Genomic DNA, 17848 nt, shown 5'->3' with positions numbered 1-17848 from the left:
AATAATGACGACCCCTTGTTACGAAATAGTCACCTATAAGGTGAAAAACCCACAAGCTGCGGAGTCGGCTAGAGCGCTTGCGCAGAGCCTGCTGCAACATTTTCCTGGATTTGTCGACTGGATAGCATTTTCAGGGAGGGATATGGCTGACGAACGCGTTGACCTCGTCGTCTGGAACAGCGCTGAAGAAGCACTGGCGGCAGCAAAAGCCGTTGGCAATCAACCTGAATTCTCCAGTTTCAGATCTTCTGTCAGAAGTTTGCACAGCATGGGGCACTATGCCGGACAGATGAAGCAAGCGCCGTCGTTGAAAACAGGTCATGGCATCGAAATAGGGAGATTTCGCTTGAAACCGGGTATTCGCGAGAGTGACATGCGTAACGTTTATAATCGAATGGTAGAAAATCACCTTGCGCTTCAGCCTGGATGGAAAAGCCAGCATCTGGTCAGTCTGGGCAATGGGGTATTTGTCGATCTCGCCTTTGCCGACGACCGACAGCATGCAGAAACGATTTGCGCATCCTGGCAGGGGCAGGCTGTCTGTGACGCCTTTTTGGACATAATTGAACCAGAGAGCATGGAGTTTGGTTCGTTATGCTAACCCCTGAAGAGGGGCAAACCGGCCTATCAAGATAAAGTAACGGACCTTTTGCCGCCGCATACCTAAACATATGCGGCGAAACCCGCTTAAGCGCAAGAGACGAACAATCCTGGCAGGCAGCCATGAGAGCTTGAGTGAAATGCCATAAGCATTGGCAATCGCCACTCGCTCACCACCGTACATATTTATGATTTCCCGGCAATCGTGCCCACAACCTCACGCCGATAGGCCGCCGCCTGTTCCGCGGCGATACGGCAAAATGCGTCGGTCAGTGGCGAGGGCGTTTGCCATGCCAGCGCCAGCGTATAAGGCACCGGGCTGCCCACGCCGCTCAATTCGCGAAACACCACGCCGGGGGACTTGAGCACGGCAAACAACGCAGGCATTAGCGCAATCCCTACGCCACCGGCCACCAACCCACCGATAGTCTGCATCTGCCGCGCCTCTTGCACGATACGCGGGCTGAATCCCGCCACCGCACAGGCTTGCAGGATTGCCGCGTGCATGCCCGGCCCGTAATGCGCCGGAAACAGCAACCACGGCTGATCGGCCAGATCGCGCAGCGTCACTTGCCGTTGTGCCGCCAACGGGTGGTGATCCGGCAGCGCCAGCACCATACGATCAAACAAGAAAGGCTGGATCTGCAGGCCCTCCTGCGGTGCCACCGGCAACACCACCATGCCGATATCGGCGCGATCGTCGCGCAGGGCGATCAGTTGCTCGGCGGTCGTCGCTTCCTGCAGGTGAAACTCCGCCAGAGGATGCTCGAGGCGAAACTGCCGCAGGATCCCCGGCAACAGGGCGTTCACCGTGCTGTCGACAAAGGTCAGCCGCAGCGATTCAGTCAGGCCACGCGCCGCCCGCCGGGTATTGCCCAGAGTGCGTTCGAACTGCGCCAGGGTACGCCGCGCCTCGATCAAAAACACCTGCCCCGCTTCGGTAATGCGCGTGATGCGGTTGCCGCGCTCCAGCAACGGCACGCCCAGTTCCTGCTCAATTTTTCTGATGGCGGCGGTCAGCGGCGGCTGCGCCATATGCAGGCGCTCGGCGGCGCGGTGAAAGCTCATCTCTTCGGCCACGGCAATAAACTGCCTAAGTTGGCGTAGCTCAATCACGTGATACCTTTTTCATATTTTGAAAGCACAAATAGAGTATTGGATGTATCGATGCCAAAAGCCAATACTTTTCCTGACCGCCGGGCCACGTCATTCCGGGGTGGGCGGCGGTGAATGAGGATCGGGTATGACGCAACGTACAGCAATTATCACCGGCGGCTCCAGCGGCATTGGGCTGGCCATCGCCCAGCAGTTGGCGCAACAGGATTACCGCATCGCCATCGTGGCGCGTGACCCCCAGCGTTTGCAGCAAGCCGCGCGGCAAATTGGCCCCGGCACCCGGCACTATGCGGCGGACTTGAGCCGCCGCGGTGAGGTGGAAGAGGTGGTCGCACGGCTGGCGGAAGATCTCGGTACGGTGGATGTGCTGGTCAACAACGCCGGTTTTACCCGAGTGATTGCGGCCGACACGCCGCTGGCACAGGCCGAGCGCGAATGGGATGCGGTGATCGAGGGTAACCTGAAAAGTACCTTTTTGTTCACCCTGGCGATGCTGCCGCACCTGCGCAAACCGGGCGGACGCATCATTAACCTGAGTTCGATTGCCGCCCAATGCGGCAGCGGCAGCCCCGGTGCGCTGGGCTATTCCGCCGCCAAAGCCGGCGTGCAGGGTTTTACCCTCAATCTGGCGCGCGAGCTGGGCCCGCAGGGGATTACCGTTAATGCCATTGCGCCGGGTTTTATCGCGGATACACGCTTCTTCGGTGCCGGGCTGCCGCAGGATCGCATTGATGCCATTGCGGCAGAAACGCCGCTGGCGCGCACTGGCCGGGTAGAAGATATTGCCGCCGCCGCCTTGTGGCTCGCCTCGGAACAGGCTTCATTTATCACCGGCACCATCACCTCGATTAACGGCGGCGCGCGGGTCGGCTGAAAAATCCTGGTGCGGCGGTATATAAAGCGGGAGTGAAAGAAAATGCACGGCCCGGAACGCAGATTCCGGGCCTGTTTTTATCTGGCGATCAGAAGAAGATCTCCGCCGCCGGCAGCGCGTCGATTAATACGCCGAAACTCTCGATATTCGATAACGTGGCGTTGTGATGGGTACGAATTTGCAGGCCCGTCGCATGCGGTTTGTCGTGGCTGGTGTGCGCATCCGCCGCCAGCGTGACCGGGTAGCCAAGCCCGGCGGCGCGGCGGGTGGTGGTGTCCACGCAGAACTCGGTGGAATAGCCGCAAATCACCAGGTGCGTTACGCCGTTGGCGATCAACAGCGGCCCCAACCCGGTGCGCAGGAACGAATCCGGCGTGGTTTTTTCTACCCGATGATCGCCGGCTTTCACCTGCAATGCGGGGTCAATCTGCCAGGCATCGCTGCCGTGCGCCAGCTCTTCGTCAGCCGTGCGATGCTGGATAAAAATCACCGGCACGCCGGCCAGGCGGGCGCGATCGCTCAGTGCGTTAATCCGGCCAAGCGTCGCTTCGGCATCCGCCGGCGGTGGCGTAAACAACCCTTTCTGCACATCGATAATCAACAACGCTGACTTCATGATGGATCCCCTGAGAAAAATTCCCTCTCAGCATACCGGTTGGCGTGGGCGGAAGATATGATCAACGCCCTGCTCGCGCAGCTTGTTCACCAGATCGTGGCCGCCGTTCGGCGTGGCATGCGCCAGCAGACGCTCGGCTTCAAATACCGGGCTGGCCCAGAAAATGTTCACCGGATCGCCATACTGCTCCGGCAGCCTCAGATGGTCGTTGTAGGGATAAAACGCCGAGGACAGTACGTAGCCTTCATAACCCAGCGGCGCCACCTCCGACTCCAGCGTATGCCCTTCGCCAAACCAGGTGATTTTCGCCCAAGGGACGTGCGCGAACCCGGCCAGCGCGCTGGCCATCTGCACCGCGTTCTCTTCGGTCATGTACTGGCCGTCGATGGCGATGCCCATTTCCATGCGGCGATAACGGCTGGCATCGTCGTTAAACAGAATGTCTACCCAGGGCATCGGCCGAATGCTGACGCCCATGGTGAGAAAATAATAAATGCCGTCGCGTTCGTGCTGGGTAATCGCCATCGGCGGCCATTTGCCTTGATCGATGGCGTAGTATTTTACCGAAGGGCCAAAATGCTGCTCATAACGCGCCTGATAATCGCTCTGCATTTTGGGCCACGGGTTGCCCTCCTCGCGCTGCCAACTGCGCCAGAACTGGCGGGTGTTTTCCGCCAGCGCATACTGGGTGTTGGTGGAGGCCGAACCGAGCGGATAAACCAGCGGACTCTCTTTGATGCAACTGGCGGAATAGCACACCGAATGGTCGATATACAGGCTCCAGCCGGGGATCACCGCCAGCAGTTGGCCGTAATACCACAGCGCCGCGCCGTCGTCGCTTTCGCTCCAGACCACCGTCAGCCCTTCCGGGTTCAGCGGCGCTTCCCCTTCCAGATTGCGGCAAAACTCGGCCGCCAGCATGGGCGGTTGGCCCCGTTCAAGCGCGGCGCGATCTTCCTGCAAGGGCGCAGCCGCCAGATTACGCAGCCAGCAGGCGCGCACCTGAAAACGCTCGCCGTTTTCTTCCGCAGGGTAAATGTAAAAATAGGCTGCCCGGTGATCTTGCTGAACCACCGCCACCAGCGTCTGATTCTCATTACTGACTTCAGCAAGTACGTATGACTCGTTCATATCACCTCAACAATGGGGTCACGGCGCAGAATAATGCTGCGCACTAATAAATTGGAATTCGGCTTTTCCCAAGTGTAAAGCGCATCCGTGGCCGGATCACCCGTAAAAGTCTCAAAAATGACCATAAACGGGGATAAAACATTGGGTTATTGGTAATAACTATAGTGCTTATGGCCGCGGGGCTTACGCCGGTTTGTTAATTCGCCGTACGGCGCGCTGATAGGACCCGTTGCGCATCGAGGCGCGCAGCACCTTACCGACACCGCCTACGCCCACTCTCACCAGGCGCCGCCGCAGCGTGCCGGGATAAAAATCAAACTGCCGCTGCGCCCAGTCGGGCAGCAGGTCGATGCCCGCCTGCATCACCAGCCAACCCAAGGGCCGTGCCAATGCGCTCGGCGCCGGGGCGGCCAGCAGAATGCGCGCCACTTCGCGCGTGCGTTCATCGCACACCAGTTGCGGCCGCATCCGTTGCAGATAGTCGGCCACCGCCGCGCGGGAAGTGGGAATATCGCGTGCCCCCAGAGCGGCGGCAACGCGCGCCGTCTCCTGGTAATAGCGATCTTGCAATTCGTGAGAAAGATGCGGGTTGCGGTAACGCAGGTGGCTCGCCAGGAAGCAGCTGCTTTCCACCACGTGTACCCAGGTAAGCAAATCGGGGTCGCTGGCGGCATAGGGCCTGCCGTCGTTGCTGACGCCGGTCACTTGCAGATGAATGGCCCGCACCTTGGCGATCAGCCGTTCGGCTTCTGCGGTGGGGCCAAAGGTGGTGACGGAGACAAACTGGCTGGTGCGGCGCAGGCGGCCAAGCATGTCCTCGCGAAAATTGGAGTGATCCCACACCCCGGCCAACGCCAGCGGGTGCAGCATTTGCAGCAGCAAGGCGCTGACGCCGCCGCACAGCATTGAGGTGAAATCGCAGTGTACCCGCCAAATGACCGACTGCGGGCCAAACAGGCCGGGGTCACCCGCCGGGTTTTCGAAATCTATGCCGCCGAGCGCCAGCCCGGTCAGGCCGATCACCTGTTTTTCTATCGCTGCGCGTAGTGCTTCCATCCTGCCTGGCCCCTTTATTATCCGGTGGCCAGTGTATCATGCGGCGGTTTTAGTCCTGCTCGTTGAGCAAAACAATCTTGCCGGCAAAGCTGCGATCCTCCAGCCGGCGGTGGGCAGCCGCGCCTTCGCTCAGCGGGAAAGTCTCGATATGCGGCAGCGTAAACTCGCCGTTCTGCCAACTGGCGAACAGCCGTTCTGCCCGCTCGCGGCGCGCGGCGCCGCTATTGAGGTAGGTCCAGAGATCGCCGCCCACCACGCCTTTGGAATCCATCATCAGGTGATAAGCCGAGATCGCCGGTGCCTCGCCCCCCGCCATACCGAAAGTCACCACCCGGCCGCCGGGGCGCAGCGCGTCAATGCTTTGCTGTAGCGTGATGCCGACCGAATCAAAACCGTACTCGACACCGCCGTCGGTCAACGCGGCGATTTGCTCCACCCAGTCCTGCTGGTAGGTAAAGGCCGCCGTCGCCCCATTCTTCAGTGCAATCTGCTGTTTGTGCGCCGAAGACACCAGCGCATAAACCTGCGCGCCGCGCGCCACCAGCATCCGGGTCAATATTTGCCCGACGCCGCCGGCCGCCGCATGCACCAGCGCGCGATCGCCCGCACGCACCTGCACGCTGTCGTTAATCAGGTACTGCGCCGTCAGCCCCTGCAACAAAATCGAGGCGGCCTCAACGTCGCTCAACGCCTGCGGCAACCGCAACGCATGATCCACCGGCACGTTGATGCGCGTGGCATGGCAGAAAGGCACGTCGGCAAAGCCAACCCGCTCTCCCACCTGCCAACCGTCAACGCCCTCGCCCACGGCGATAATGGTGCCGACGCCTTCGTAACCGCCGATATGCGGCGGCTTGCCGTGCAGCACATAATTGCCCTTGCGGCGGTAGATATCGGCGAAGTTAAGCCCGGCGGCCCCCATCCGTACCTGCACCGCGCCTGCCGGTACCGGTGGCGTCGGCAGCTCAAGGTATTCGAGCACATCTGGCCCGCCAAATCGTTCAAAGGTTAATGCCTGCATGGTGTTACTCCGGGAATTTTTCGCCAATAACGCACTGACGGTCGTTACCCTCCAGTATCCCAGAGCGCTATACTGCCGAAAAGTGGCCCACAGGGCATTCAGAAAACACCCGAGGTTTATAATGGATCGTTTAACCAGCATGGCGGTGTTTGTGCGGGTGGTGGAAAAAGGCAGCTTTGTCGCCGCCGCCGACGAGATGGCGATTTCCCCCACGATGGTCGGCAAGCATATTCGCTATCTGGAACAGCGGCTGAACGCGCCGTTGCTGAACCGCACCACTCGCAGGCAAGGGTTGACCGAGGCCGGTCGGGTCTTCTATGAACGCTGCCGCCGCCTGCTGGCCGATGCCGACGCCGCCGAAGCCAGCGCAAGGGCGCTGTTAAGCTCGCCCAGCGGGCTGTTGCGTATCAGCGCGCCGGTCACCTTCGGTAACCGCGTTTTGACGCCGATCCTCACCGAGTTTCTGCAACAACACCCGGACGTAGAAGCGGAGGTGGTGCTGTCGGACCGCAAGGTGGATTTGATTGAAGAAAGATACGAAGCCGCGTTTCGCATCGGGCCGGTTGCGGATGACGGCCTGGTGGCACGCGCCCTGCCCGATTACCGCATGACGCTGGCGGCCTCTCCCGGTTATCTGACGCAGCATGGCGTCCCAACACGGCCGGAGCAGCTCAGCGAACACAGTTGCTTTGGCTTTAGTCAGTGGGACGGCAATCATTTTTGGCGGCTGCAAGGCGCGCAGGGGGAAATCAGCGTGCCGGTCAGGCCAAGGCTGCGCATGGACTCCGGCGAAGGGGTACGCCGTGCGGCGCTGGCCGGTTTCGGCATTGTTCTGCATGCCGCCATGCTGCTGGATGAAGATATCGCCGCCGGCCGACTGGTGCGCGTGCTGCCGGACTATTCGCCGCTGCCGCGGCCGATGCATCTGGTCTATCTGCCCGAACGGCGGCAATCGCCCAAGCTGGAAGCCTTTATCGCCCTGACCGTCGCCAGACTGTGGGGGCGCGCATAAATGCGCAATGCGGCGGTTGAAACGGACACCGCACTGAATTACATTTTCTGTCCGACTCACTGCAGAGGCGTTTTTGCAGGGCGTTAACCCACGTTAATTCGGCATTAACCCCACAAAACCTCTATCTAATTTTTGTTTTTCTTCAACTTAGATAGCAGAGACTTCGATGATTATCATTAGAGCACGCGCGGCGGAAGACAACGCGCAACTGGCAGATATTTGGCAGCGTTCGGTGCGCGCCACCCACCACTTTCTGACCGAAGATAACATTACCCAACTGTTCCCGCTGGTGCTGAACGATTACCTGCCGACGGTCAACGTTTGGGTGGCGGAAGATCGCCCCGGTCACCCTTGCGGCTTTATCGGGCTGAGCGGCAACAAGGTGGAAATGCTGTTTATCGACGCGGAACAGCGCGGCAAAGGGGTCGGCAGAGCGCTGCTGGCGCATGCCGAAACGCTGCACGATGAGCTGTTGCTGGACGTCAATGAGCAAAACCCGCAGGCCAGCGGATTTTACCGCCATTACGGTTTTGAGATCACCGGCCGTTCGGCGCTCGACGGCCAGGGCAATCCCTTCCCGCTGCTTCATATGAAGCTCGACAAGCGTTAAATAAAACAAATCGACCAAGGTTTACCTTGGTCGATTTTTTGTCATCACTTCCTTTCATGATTTGATATACCAAATCAGAATAACTAATAGATTTTACATTCTTCCTGTCACTATAAACCCCCGGTAGGATTGGCCCCGTATTCACCAGAAACAGAGGTTCCGCCTGCCTTTTACCCCCAGAATCCGCCCCCTTTCCGGCGTGACTCGCTCCGGGCGGAATGCTGTGATGTTTTGATAAGGATTGGCTGTTCTATGATCGTTCTTTCGAACGTTTGCAAAACTTTTGACAGCGCGCAGGGCCGCGTTGTCGCGGTTGATGACGTCAACCTGGCCGTGGAGGCCGGGCAAATCTACGGCATCATCGGTTACAGCGGTGCGGGCAAAAGTACCCTGATCCGCCTGCTTAACGGGTTGGAAACCCCCACCAGCGGCAGTATTGAAGTCGATGGTTTCGATATCGCCCGCGCCAAAGGCAACCAACTGCGCCAGGCGCGGTTGAAAATCAGCATGGTGTTTCAACACTTCAACCTGTTGTGGTCACGCACCGTCAGCCAAAATATCGCCTTCTCCATGCAAATCGCCGGGGTGCCCAAAGCGCAAATCAAGCAGCGGGTGGCGGAACTGGTCGCGCTGGTTGGCCTGCAGGGCCGCGAGGATGCCTATCCTTCGCAGCTCAGCGGCGGGCAGAAACAGCGCGTCGGCATTGCCCGCGCGTTGGCCAATAACCCTGGCGTGCTGTTGTGCGATGAAGCCACCTCGGCGCTCGATCCCCAGACCACCGATTCGATTCTCGATCTGCTGCTGGATATCAACCGTAAGCTGAACCTGACCATTGTGCTGATCACCCATGAAATGCACGTGGTCCGCAAAATCTGCCACCGCGTGGCGGTGATGGAAAACGGCCGCATCGTCGAGGAAGGCCCGGTGATCGATGTCTTTACCCAGCCGCAGCAGCCGATTACCCGGCAGTTCGTTAAACAGGTTTCGCAGTATCAGGAAACCGAAGAAAACTTCAATCCGTTGCTGGCTCAACATCTGCCCGGGGCCATTTTCAAGCTGACCTTTGTCGGCATGCAAACCCATCAGGCGGTGATTTCCGATGTGATCCAGCGCTACCGGGTGACCATCAACATCCTGCACGGCAAAATCAGCCACACCCTGAACGGGTCGTTCGGCGAGCTGTATATCCATGCGGAAGGCAACGACCTGCAAATCGACAACATGCTGAAATTATTGAAAGAACGAGATATCGCCGTTGAGGTCATCAAACATGATTGAGTCACTGTTCCCTCACCTGCGTATTGATCAGTTGCTGAACGCCACCTGGGAAACCCTGTATATGACCGGCATTGCCGGGCTGGCAACGCTGGTGCTCGGCATGTTGTTGGGAGTGATCCTGTTTCTGACCTCCCGGGGCCAGCTGTTGCAGAACCGCGCGGTCTATTCGCTGATTTCGGTACTGGTCAACGTGTTCCGCTCCATCCCCTTCATCATTCTGATTGTGCTGCTGATCCCGTTCACCAAGGCGCTGATCGGCACTATTTTGGGGGCCGACGCCGCCCTGCCGGCGCTGATTGTCGGCGCTGCGCCTTTCTATGCCCGGTTGGTAGAGATTGGCCTGCGCGAGGTGGACAAAGGCGTGATCGAAGCGGCGCGCTCCATGGGCGCCAAAACCGGCACCATCATCTTCCGCGTGCTGCTGCCGGAGTCTTCTCCGGCGCTGGTTTCCGGCATTACCGTCACCCTGATCGCACTGGTGAGCTACACCGCGATGGCCGGGGTGATAGGTGCCGGCGGGCTGGGTAACCTGGCCTATCTGGAAGGGTTTCAACGCAACCACGGTGACGTGACGCTGGTAGCGACGCTGACGATTTTATTGATCGTTTTCGTTATCCAGTTCATTGGCGACACCATTACAACAACGCTCGATAAACGATAAATAACTCAGGAATAATGATGATGAAAAAGCAAATAATGATGCTGGCCTTCGCCTCTCTGACCGCGTTGGCGTCCTTTGGTGCGGCGGCGGAAACCAAGCTGGTGGTCGGCGCGTCCAACGTCCCCCATGCCGAGATCCTCGAGCAGGCCAAACCGATTCTGGCAAAGGAAGGCATCGATCTGGTGATCAAGCCTTTCCAGGATTACATTCTGCCGAACACGGCGCTGGCCAGCCACGATATTGACGCCAACTATTTCCAGCACGTGCCCTACCTGAATTCGGTATTGAAGGATCATGTCGGCGATAAGACCTATGACTTCGTCAGCGCCGGCGCCATCCATATCGAACCGATCGGTATTTATTCCAAGAAGTATAAAAGCCTGAAAGACCTGCCGGACAACGGCAAAATCATCATGCGTGACGCGGTGGCGGAAGAAGGCCGCATTCTGTCCATCTTTGAGAAAGAAGGCGTGATTAAGCTGAAGCCGGGCGTGAGCAAGGTGGATGCGCGCATCACCGACGTGGTGGAAAACCCGAAACACCTGAAATTCCTGGCTAACGTTGAAGGCGCGCTGCTGCCGCAGATGTACAACAATGACGAGGGCGACGCGGTAGTGATTAACGCCAACTACGCCATTGACGCCGGGTTGAACCCGACGAAGGATCCGATCGCTATCGAAAGCGGTGAAAATAACCCGTATGCCAACATCATCACCGTGCATAAGGCCGACGTGAACAAGCCGGAGATTGTGGCGCTGGTAAAAGTGCTGCACTCCAAGGAGATTCAGGACTTTATCCGCGAAAAATACAAAGGCGCGGTGATCCCGGTTAACCAGTAATTCAGATCAAGGCCGCAGCGATGCGGCCTTATCCTGACGCCTTCCCTAGACCTTATTCCCCACCTGGCTGAGACGCGGCCAAACCAGCATCAGCGCATCAAGCAGACGGAACAAATCCTCGCGGCTTGCTCCTTCACGCGCCTGCACCGACATGCCTTCAATGGTGCAAATAATGTACTTCGCCAGTAACCCGGTGTCGGTTTTTGCCAACAACTCGCCCTGCTGCACTTTACGGTCGAAGCAGGCCTTCAGGCTGGTTTCCTGCGAATGGTGTTTTTTACGCAGCATCATGGCGACTTCGTCAGAAGAAGATGACAGCGCGGCGGACGCACACACCATAAAGCAACCGGACGGCGTGTCCGGATCGGTAAACACCTGCGCTGAAGAGCGGACGTAAGCTTCTACGATTTCCGCAATCGGCAGGTCCTGCTCCAACAGTTGGTTGGTGCAGGTGGTGTATTTTTGCAGGTAACGTTCCACCGCAGCGCGGAACAGCCCTTCCTTGTTGCCGAACTCGGCATACAGCGTTGGCGCCTTGGCACCGGTCACCTCAACCAGATCGGCCAGCGACGTTGACTCATAACCGTGCCGCCAGAACAGATCGAGTGCGCTTTCCAACGCACGGTCGCGATCAAACTGCTTCGGTCTGCCACGCGTTTTTTTGGCGCAGACTTCTTCATTGATACTCATAGACCCTCTCTTATCCCGCCCCGCAGCAGGGCTTCACAATTAAATTAACGATCATTATAAAAAAATATTGCGCTCCCGTCGAGAAGGGATTAACATTTAGTTATCGATCGTTAAGTAATCTTGACGACAGACATTGAAAACCCAATTCATGCTTCTCGGATAGGAACTAATATTATGAAAAACTTAAAAATTACTCTTGCTGCTCTCGCTCTGGCTTCTGCTTCCTTCGGGAGCTTCGCTGCCGATCTGGTTAACAGCCAACCGACAGATCAGCAAAAATCCGGTGTGATCACCGTCAGCGGCGCTTCCGATATTACCTCACTGGAAGCCAGTTTGGCGGAAAAAGCGGATGCAGCCGGTGCGAAATCATTCCGTATCATTGGCGCCGGTGGCGATAACCAATTGCACGGCACCGCAGTAATCTATCAATAACAATAAGTTAATCGTTATCCGCAGGGCCGCTGGCCGCCGTTTCCTCTCTCGCGGACAACGATGAAAAAACAAATTAATTAATGAGCGTTAAAAAATACTTGCAATACGCCGAACAGGCGTCTAACATTAAATTATCGATCGTTAATTAATTTAACGACCTTACTAAACAAACATCGCACAGAATAGAGATAGGAAATAAGACCATGAAAAACCTGAAAATGACCCTCGCCGCTATCGCACTGGCTTCTGTTTCTTTCGGTAGCTTCGCCGCCGAACTGGTTAATACTCAACCGGCAGACCTGCAAAAAACCGGCGTGATCACCGTCAGCGGGGCTTCCGACCTGACCAGCCTGGAAAACAAACTGGCTGCCAAAGCGGATGAAGCCGGCGCAAAATCCTTCCAGATCATCTCAACCGCCGGCGACAACAAGCTGCACGGTACTGCGATCATCTACAATTAATTGCTGAATCAGCAGTTGAGCAAAGAGGCGGCTTGTGCCGCCTTTTGTTTTTATTCCCCCGCCAAAAATCTGTTGTAAGCTGTGGTTTCCCCTTACCGCTAACCTGACAAACGCCATGACTCCTCTGCTGTTTCATAAATATCACGGGCTGGGTAATGATTACCTGGTGTGCCACCATTCGGTCGCTGCGCGGCTGAGCAACGAGCAAATCCGCATACTGTGTCATCCCCATTACGGCATAGGTTCAGACGGCTTGCTGATCGACAGCGGCGACAATATCAATCCCACGCTGCGCATCATTAACCCCGACGGTTCGGAGGCCGAAAAAAGCGGTAACGGCCTGCGCATTTATGCCCGTTACCTGTTTGATATCGGCCGCGTCGGCCACCTGCCGTTTCTGGTACACACCGCCGGTGGCGACGTGCAGTGCCAGGTCGATGAAGATAAACACCGGGTCCGCGTGGATATGGGGCGTGCCAATTTCAATCCGGCAGCGCTGCCGGCGCTTATCGACTTACCCGAGGCGCTCAACTATCCGCTGGCGCTGGCGGAGGAAACCCTCAGCGTATCGCTGGTATCCATGGGTAACCCGCACTGCGTGGTACCGGTGACTCGGCTTGATCTGGCGCAGGTCCACCGGTTGGGGCCACAGATAGAAAATCACCCGCTGTTTCCCAAACGAACCAACGTGCAACTGGTGGAAGTGATAGATCGCCAGACGCTGCGCATCGGCATTTGGGAACGTGGCGCCGGTTTTACCCTGGCCTCCGGCAGCAGCAGCTGCGCGGCCGCCAGCGTCATGCGCAAGTTGAATCGGGTCGATGACAACGTCAGCGTTCAGATGCCGGGCGGCCAGTTGCAGATTAGCTTCAGCGGGGATTTTCACGTCCGCATGCGCGGACCGGTGCATAAAATCGCCAGCCTGACGCTGGACGAAGACTGCTTTATTGGCGGTGAAGAAGCCCTGCGTCAGGGGGAAAAACGCTAATATTCAAAAAGGCGGCCAGCAAATAAAAATAATGAATCGTTGCCGGTGCTGCCCTCGGTGAATCCTTAGCAGTCTGTTAAGGCCAGGAATACGCCGCTTGCCACCGCCACGCGGCTGCCTGCATTGAATTTTCCCTTTTGCCCAAAATAGCCCATGCTAAAAGAGGATATGGCGGGAACAAGGCCAATCCCTCACCTCTTTCTGGCTAACCGGGATGCTGGTTCATGACGAAAAAAACCACGCTGCTGCAATTTTTTCATTGGTATTACCCCGATGGGGGTAAGCTATGGCAGGAAGCCGCGGAACGCGCACCGCACATTGCCGGACTGGGCATCACCGATCTGTGGCTGCCGCCCGCCTATAAGGGGGCTTCCGGCGGTTATTCGGTAGGTTACGACAGTTATGATCTGTTCGATCTGGGCGAGTTCGATCAAAAAGGCAGCCGTGCAACCAAATACGGCGATAAAGAGGCGCTGACCCATGCCGCCGCTACGCTGCGCGACAACGGTGTGCGGGTGATTTACGACGTGGTGTTCAACCACAAGCTCGGCGCCGACGAGAAAGAACAGGTCCGCGTGTACCGGGCGGACGTCAACAACCGCAATAATATCAACGATCAGGGCTTCGACGCGCTGGCTTATACGCGTTTTACTTTCCCCGGCCGCCAGGGTACCCACTCCCAATTTATTTGGGATTATAAATGTTTTGGCGGGGTCGATTACATTGAACAGCCGGATGAAAAAGGCGTGTTCAAAATCGACAATGACTACGGCGACGATGGCTGGAACGATCAGGTCGGCGACGAGAAAGGCAATTACGATTATCTGATGGGCGCCGACGTGGAGTTTCGCAACACGGCGGTGGCGGAAGAGCTGAAGTTCTGGGCGCGCTGGCTGATGGAAACCCTGCCGTGCGACGGATTCAGGCTGGATGCCGCCAAACACATTCCAGCCTGGTTCTTTAAGGAGTGGGCGGACCATGTGCGCGACGCCGCACAGCGCGACCTGTTTATCGTCGCGGAATACTGGTCACACGATTTGGCGGCGTTACGGCAGTATATTGACCTGGTGGACGGCAAAGTGATGCTGTTCGACGTGGCGTTGCACCTGAAGTTTCATCAGGCCTCGAAACAGGGCGACGGATTCGACATGGCGCAGATTTTTACCGACACCCTGACTGCCGCCGATCCGGCACACTCGGTCACGCTGGTCGCCAACCACGACACTCAGCCGCTGCAGTCGCTGGAAGCCCCGGTCGAGCCTTGGTTTAAACCGCTGGCCTACGCCCTGATCCTGCTGCGCGAACAGGGTGTGCCCTGCGTGTTTTATCCTGACCTGTACGGTGCGAGTTATAAAGACAAAGGCGGCGACGGCAATGAATACCAGATTGATATGCCGGTGATCCCCGAGCTGGAAAAATTGATCCAGGCGCGTCAACGCTTTGCCAACGGCGTGCAAACCGATTATTTTAACGATAGAAACTGTGTGGCCTTCAGCCGCAGCGGCACCGCTGATACCCCCGGCTGCGTAGTGGTGCTCACCAATGGCGCCGAAAACGGCAAAGCGGTTTCTCTGGGCGCGGAGTTGGCGCATAAAACCTGGCGCGACCTGCTCGGCAACCGTCAGGATGAAGTCACCACCGACGATCAGGGGAACGCCACTTTCCCGGTAAACGGTGGCAGCGTCAGCGTCTGGGTGCTGGCCGAAAACCTGTAGCAAAACCGCCGTCGCGGCGATGAGTCACCCCGGCGGCAAAACTAATTTTTGCCTTTCAGGTCTAAATTGCGGTATCACCTAAGCAAACCATTCACACAGGAGCCTAAATAGGGTACAAGGCTGCATGAAAATTCCAAAACGACTCCAGCCATTGGTAGATGATGGTTTAATCGACGACGTCATCCGCCGTTTAAAGAGTGGCAAAGAAGCCGACGTCTTTATCGTGCGTTGCGGCGAAGAGATCCGCTGCGCCAAAGTCTACAAAGAAGCAGACAAACGTAACTTCAAGCAGGCCGTCAATTATCAGGAAGGCCGTAAAGTGCGTAACAGCCGCGATGCCCGCGCCATGAGCAAAGGTTCCAAATTCGGCCGCCAGCAGCAGGAAGAAGCCTGGCAGAATACCGAGGTCGATGCACTGTACCTGCTCGCCAAAGCGGGCGTGCGCGTGCCTCAGCCGGATATTTGCCTGGATGGCGTGCTGTTGATGGAGCTGATTACCGACGAAGAAGGCCTGGTTGCGCCGCGCCTGAGCGATGTGAGCCTGACGCAGGAACAAGCGTTGGCCGATCACGCGGTGATGATGAACTACGCGGTGCGTATGCTGTGCGCTGGGCTGGTGCATGGCGATCTGTCGGAGTTCAACGTGCTGATGGACAAAAATGGGCCGGTGATTATCGATCTGCCGCAGGTGGTGGACGCCGCCGCCAACAATCACGCAAAAAGCATGTTCGAGCGCGATATCAACAATATGTCGAATTTTTACGGTCAATACGCGCCGGAACTGCTCAACAGTAAATATGCCAAAGAGATCTGGGCGCTGTATAAGGAAGGCAATCTGACGCCGGAAAGCGTGCTGACCGGGAAGTTCGTGGAAAGCAGCAAGCGCGCCGATGTCGGTTCAGTACTGGAAGAGATTCAGGCAGCCAGCGAAGAACACCAGCGCCAGCTGATGGCCCGCAACGAAGAAGATTAATCTGCGCCCCGGTCATTCTGCCGGGGCCTTATTCTATTTTGAAAACGTCGGGGTACCTTTCGGTCGCCGCTTCATGATAAATATCCCCCAGATAGCCGGCAATATCGGCCTCGGTCAACGCCTCCGGCAGTACGATATCGTAACTGCGCACATATTTGCGCTCCGGCAGCGTCACGCGGAACAGTAGCCACTCTTCCCCCACCCTTTTAACGCCCATCAGGCGGCCAAACACATTAAAAATCATCATCCGCATTCCCTCCTTCACGCGTTTTACGCTATAACAAGCTAGCCTCCTCGCACCCAAAAGGAAAACCAATGACCGCTAATGCACCGCAGTTCTGGCGCAACCCGCAGTTACCCTTTGTGGAGGCCCGCGCCATCGCGGATGGCCGCAAGGTCTGTTATGCCCTGCACAGCCATGAAATCTTTTCCATCGGCACCATCACCGACGGCACCAGCATTTATATTAACGGTAGCAGGCAGTGGCAGGTCAGCGCCGGCGACGTGGTGATTATCAACCCGCAGCAACCCCACGCCTGCAACCCGATCGGCGGCCAGCGTTGGTCATACATCATGTTTTATATCGATACCGCCTGGCTGGGCGAGCTGCAACGGGAGATAGCCGGCGGCGACGGCGATTTTACCCCATTCAAAGAAGTGCTCAGCCGCGATCCGCAGCTGTTCAGCGGCCTGAACCGGCTGTATGGACTCTTGACTGACCCGCAATGCGGCAATCTGGAAAAACACATTGCCCTGGTGGAGTATTTTACCGATCTGCAAATCCGGTTGGGCGAAGCGCAACCCTCCGCCATTGTCGCCCACCCCAGACTGGAAGCCGCGGCCGCCTTTATCAGCCAACATTGCACCCAACCGCTGACGCTGGAGGCGATCTGCCAGGCGGCGGCGCTGTCGCCCTCCTACCTGATCCGCGCCTTCAAGCAGCATTACGGCATGACGCCGCACGCCTATCTGGTGAATCGCCGTATCCAGTTCGGCCACAGGTTGCTAAAACGCGGCTACCCTATCGCCGCAGTCGCCAGCGAAAGTGGCTTTGCCGATCAAGCGCACTTCCAGCGCACGTTCAAACAGTTGCTGGCCGCTACCCCCGGCCAGTATCAAAACCCGCGTTAAGCACCGTCGACCAACAGATAACAGGCGCTGGCCGCCAACAGCAGCGCCATCAGCCGATTAAAACGCTGCACGTTGCGGGCTCGCTGCAACAAACCGGTCAGCATCGCGCCGGCGTAGGCCCAGCAGGCCACCGAGGCGTAACAGATAACGCCATAAATCACCGCGAACTGCCACAGCAGCAGCCGGTCACCGTCGGCGACAAACGCCCCCAGGCTGGCCACCGACGCCAGCCAGGCTTTGGGATTCAACCACTGCATTAGCGCGCCGTACCAGAATGACGGCGCCTGACGCTGCTGGTCGTTGCCCAGCCGCCCGTCATCAAAGGCCAGTTGATAAGCCATAAACAGCAAGAATGCGACGCCCCCCCACTGGATGATCTTCGTCAGCACCGGCCACAGGGTCAGCAGTTGGTGCAATCCCAGACCAATCAGGATCAGCAGCAGGGTAAACCCCAGCGTGGCGCCAAGCACATGGCGCAGGGTAGCGTTAAAACCGAATTGCGCCCCGGCGCTCAGGGCAAGGATATTGACCGGGCCGGGAGTGATGGAAGCGGCCAACGCAAAAGCGGCCATGGAAAAGTAAATATTCATGATTACTAGCACCTGAGAAAAAGTTCACAGATGCCAGATTGCCGCTCAAGGGTT

The 17848-nt window shown here is 57.5% G+C and carries 21 protein-coding genes; 13 read left to right on the top strand and 8 right to left on the bottom strand.

What is annotated here, in order from left to right; translation table 11 throughout:
- Positions 1–4 precede the first annotated feature (4 nt).
- Positions 5–601: a hypothetical protein gene (locus ACTJJ1_RS00665; protein WP_440831987.1), complete on the top strand. Its 597-nt coding sequence runs from the start codon at positions 5–7 to the stop codon at positions 599–601.
- A gap of 185 nt (positions 602–786) precedes the next feature.
- Here ACTJJ1_RS00665 and ACTJJ1_RS00660 read toward each other — a convergent pair whose 3' ends face one another.
- Positions 787–1716, bottom strand: a complete 930-nt coding sequence (locus ACTJJ1_RS00660; RefSeq protein ID WP_440831985.1) for a LysR family transcriptional regulator — start codon at positions 1714–1716, stop codon at positions 787–789.
- Positions 1717–1843: 127 nt separating this feature from the next.
- On the opposite strand from ACTJJ1_RS00660, the gene ACTJJ1_RS00655 reads away from it, so the two are divergent.
- A complete protein-coding gene (locus tag ACTJJ1_RS00655; protein ID WP_004942084.1) occupies positions 1844–2590 on the top strand; it encodes an SDR family NAD(P)-dependent oxidoreductase in 747 nt (248 codons plus the stop codon).
- Positions 2591–2678: 88 nt separating this feature from the next.
- Here the strand turns inward: ACTJJ1_RS00655 and ACTJJ1_RS00650 are convergent, their stop codons facing one another.
- The 4 genes from ACTJJ1_RS00650 to ACTJJ1_RS00635 form a co-directional block, all read right to left on the bottom strand.
- Positions 2679–3206: a cysteine hydrolase family protein gene (locus tag ACTJJ1_RS00650; RefSeq protein WP_421415786.1), complete on the bottom strand. Its 528-nt coding sequence runs from the start codon at positions 3204–3206 to the stop codon at positions 2679–2681.
- Between the two features lie 27 nt (positions 3207–3233).
- Positions 3234–4337 carry a suppressor of fused domain protein gene (locus tag ACTJJ1_RS00645; protein WP_004942081.1) on the bottom strand — a complete coding sequence of 368 codons (1104 nt, stop codon included), beginning with the start codon at positions 4335–4337 and terminating at the stop codon, positions 3234–3236.
- Positions 4338–4520: 183 nt separating this feature from the next.
- Positions 4521–5393, bottom strand: coding sequence for an oxygenase MpaB family protein (locus ACTJJ1_RS00640; protein WP_004942079.1), 873 nt, complete (start codon positions 5391–5393; stop codon positions 4521–4523).
- 49 nt (positions 5394–5442) lie between these two features.
- A complete protein-coding gene (locus ACTJJ1_RS00635) occupies positions 5443–6414 on the bottom strand; it encodes a quinone oxidoreductase family protein (protein WP_440831982.1) in 972 nt (323 codons plus the stop codon).
- 121 nt (positions 6415–6535) lie between these two features.
- On the opposite strand from ACTJJ1_RS00635, the gene ACTJJ1_RS00630 reads away from it, so the two are divergent.
- From ACTJJ1_RS00630 to ACTJJ1_RS00610, 5 genes are all read left to right on the top strand, one after another.
- Positions 6536–7426 carry a LysR family transcriptional regulator gene (locus ACTJJ1_RS00630; RefSeq protein ID WP_440831980.1) on the top strand — a complete coding sequence of 297 codons (891 nt, stop codon included), beginning with the start codon at positions 6536–6538 and terminating at the stop codon, positions 7424–7426.
- Between the two features lie 166 nt (positions 7427–7592).
- Positions 7593–8036: an acetyltransferase gene (locus tag ACTJJ1_RS00625; RefSeq protein ID WP_004942073.1), complete on the top strand. Its 444-nt coding sequence runs from the start codon at positions 7593–7595 to the stop codon at positions 8034–8036.
- 252 nt (positions 8037–8288) lie between these two features.
- Positions 8289–9314 (top strand): methionine ABC transporter ATP-binding protein, encoded by a 1026-nt coding sequence (locus tag ACTJJ1_RS00620; RefSeq protein WP_004942072.1) that lies wholly within the window; start codon positions 8289–8291, stop codon positions 9312–9314.
- Positions 9307–9975 (top strand): methionine ABC transporter permease, encoded by a 669-nt coding sequence (locus ACTJJ1_RS00615; RefSeq protein WP_004942070.1) that lies wholly within the window; start codon positions 9307–9309, stop codon positions 9973–9975. Before ACTJJ1_RS00620 ends, ACTJJ1_RS00615 begins: the two co-directional genes overlap by 8 nt.
- Positions 9976–9992: 17 nt before the next feature.
- Positions 9993–10814: a MetQ/NlpA family ABC transporter substrate-binding protein gene (locus tag ACTJJ1_RS00610; protein WP_440831977.1), complete on the top strand. Its 822-nt coding sequence runs from the start codon at positions 9993–9995 to the stop codon at positions 10812–10814.
- Positions 10815–10859: 45 nt separating this feature from the next.
- Here ACTJJ1_RS00610 and ACTJJ1_RS00605 read toward each other — a convergent pair whose 3' ends face one another.
- Positions 10860–11504, bottom strand: coding sequence for a TetR/AcrR family transcriptional regulator (locus tag ACTJJ1_RS00605; RefSeq protein ID WP_004942064.1), 645 nt, complete (start codon positions 11502–11504; stop codon positions 10860–10862).
- Between the two features lie 174 nt (positions 11505–11678).
- Here ACTJJ1_RS00605 and bhsA (ACTJJ1_RS00600) point away from each other — a divergent pair, with 174 nt between their 5' ends.
- The 5 genes from bhsA (ACTJJ1_RS00600) to ACTJJ1_RS00580 all read left to right on the top strand — a co-directional run bounded on the left by bhsA (ACTJJ1_RS00600) (position 11679) and on the right by ACTJJ1_RS00580 (position 16073).
- The gene (bhsA, locus tag ACTJJ1_RS00600; protein WP_004942062.1) at positions 11679–11936 is read left to right on the top strand and encodes a multiple stress resistance protein BhsA; all 258 of its coding nucleotides are present in this window, start codon (positions 11679–11681) and stop codon (positions 11934–11936) included.
- Positions 11937–12139: 203 nt separating this feature from the next.
- Positions 12140–12397, top strand: a complete 258-nt coding sequence (gene bhsA, locus ACTJJ1_RS00595) for a multiple stress resistance protein BhsA (protein WP_004942060.1) — start codon at positions 12140–12142, stop codon at positions 12395–12397.
- 115 nt (positions 12398–12512) lie between these two features.
- Positions 12513–13385, top strand: a complete 873-nt coding sequence (gene dapF / locus ACTJJ1_RS00590; RefSeq protein ID WP_041416825.1) for a diaminopimelate epimerase — start codon at positions 12513–12515, stop codon at positions 13383–13385.
- A 224-nt stretch (positions 13386–13609) separates the two neighbouring features.
- Complete coding sequence (amyA, locus tag ACTJJ1_RS00585; RefSeq protein ID WP_440831974.1) at positions 13610–15100, top strand: alpha-amylase; 1491 nt, start codon at positions 13610–13612, stop codon at positions 15098–15100.
- A 124-nt stretch (positions 15101–15224) separates the two neighbouring features.
- On the top strand, positions 15225–16073 hold the full coding sequence (locus tag ACTJJ1_RS00580) for a PA4780 family RIO1-like protein kinase (RefSeq protein WP_440831972.1): 849 nt from the start codon (positions 15225–15227) through the stop codon (positions 16071–16073).
- A 28-nt stretch (positions 16074–16101) separates the two neighbouring features.
- Here ACTJJ1_RS00580 and ACTJJ1_RS00575 read toward each other — a convergent pair whose 3' ends face one another.
- A complete protein-coding gene (locus tag ACTJJ1_RS00575; protein WP_004942052.1) occupies positions 16102–16320 on the bottom strand; it encodes a DUF7661 family protein in 219 nt (72 codons plus the stop codon).
- A gap of 68 nt (positions 16321–16388) precedes the next feature.
- Here ACTJJ1_RS00575 and ACTJJ1_RS00570 point away from each other — a divergent pair, with 68 nt between their 5' ends.
- Positions 16389–17204, top strand: a complete 816-nt coding sequence (locus ACTJJ1_RS00570; protein ID WP_208904763.1) for an AraC family transcriptional regulator — start codon at positions 16389–16391, stop codon at positions 17202–17204.
- On the opposite strand, the gene ACTJJ1_RS00565 is transcribed toward ACTJJ1_RS00570, so the two are convergent.
- The gene (locus tag ACTJJ1_RS00565) at positions 17201–17794 is read right to left on the bottom strand and encodes a LysE family translocator (protein ID WP_004942049.1); all 594 of its coding nucleotides are present in this window, start codon (positions 17792–17794) and stop codon (positions 17201–17203) included. The two genes, ACTJJ1_RS00570 and ACTJJ1_RS00565, sit on opposite strands and share 4 nt — an antisense overlap.
- Positions 17795–17848: the final 54 nt, after the last annotated feature.

Source organism: Serratia sp. 22264 (genome assembly GCF_052045345.1).
In the GTDB taxonomy this organism is placed as follows: domain Bacteria; phylum Pseudomonadota; class Gammaproteobacteria; order Enterobacterales; family Enterobacteriaceae; genus Serratia; species Serratia plymuthica.
The sequence above is the reverse complement of the archived record's forward strand: the minus strand, read 5'-3'. Positions and strand labels throughout refer to the sequence as shown.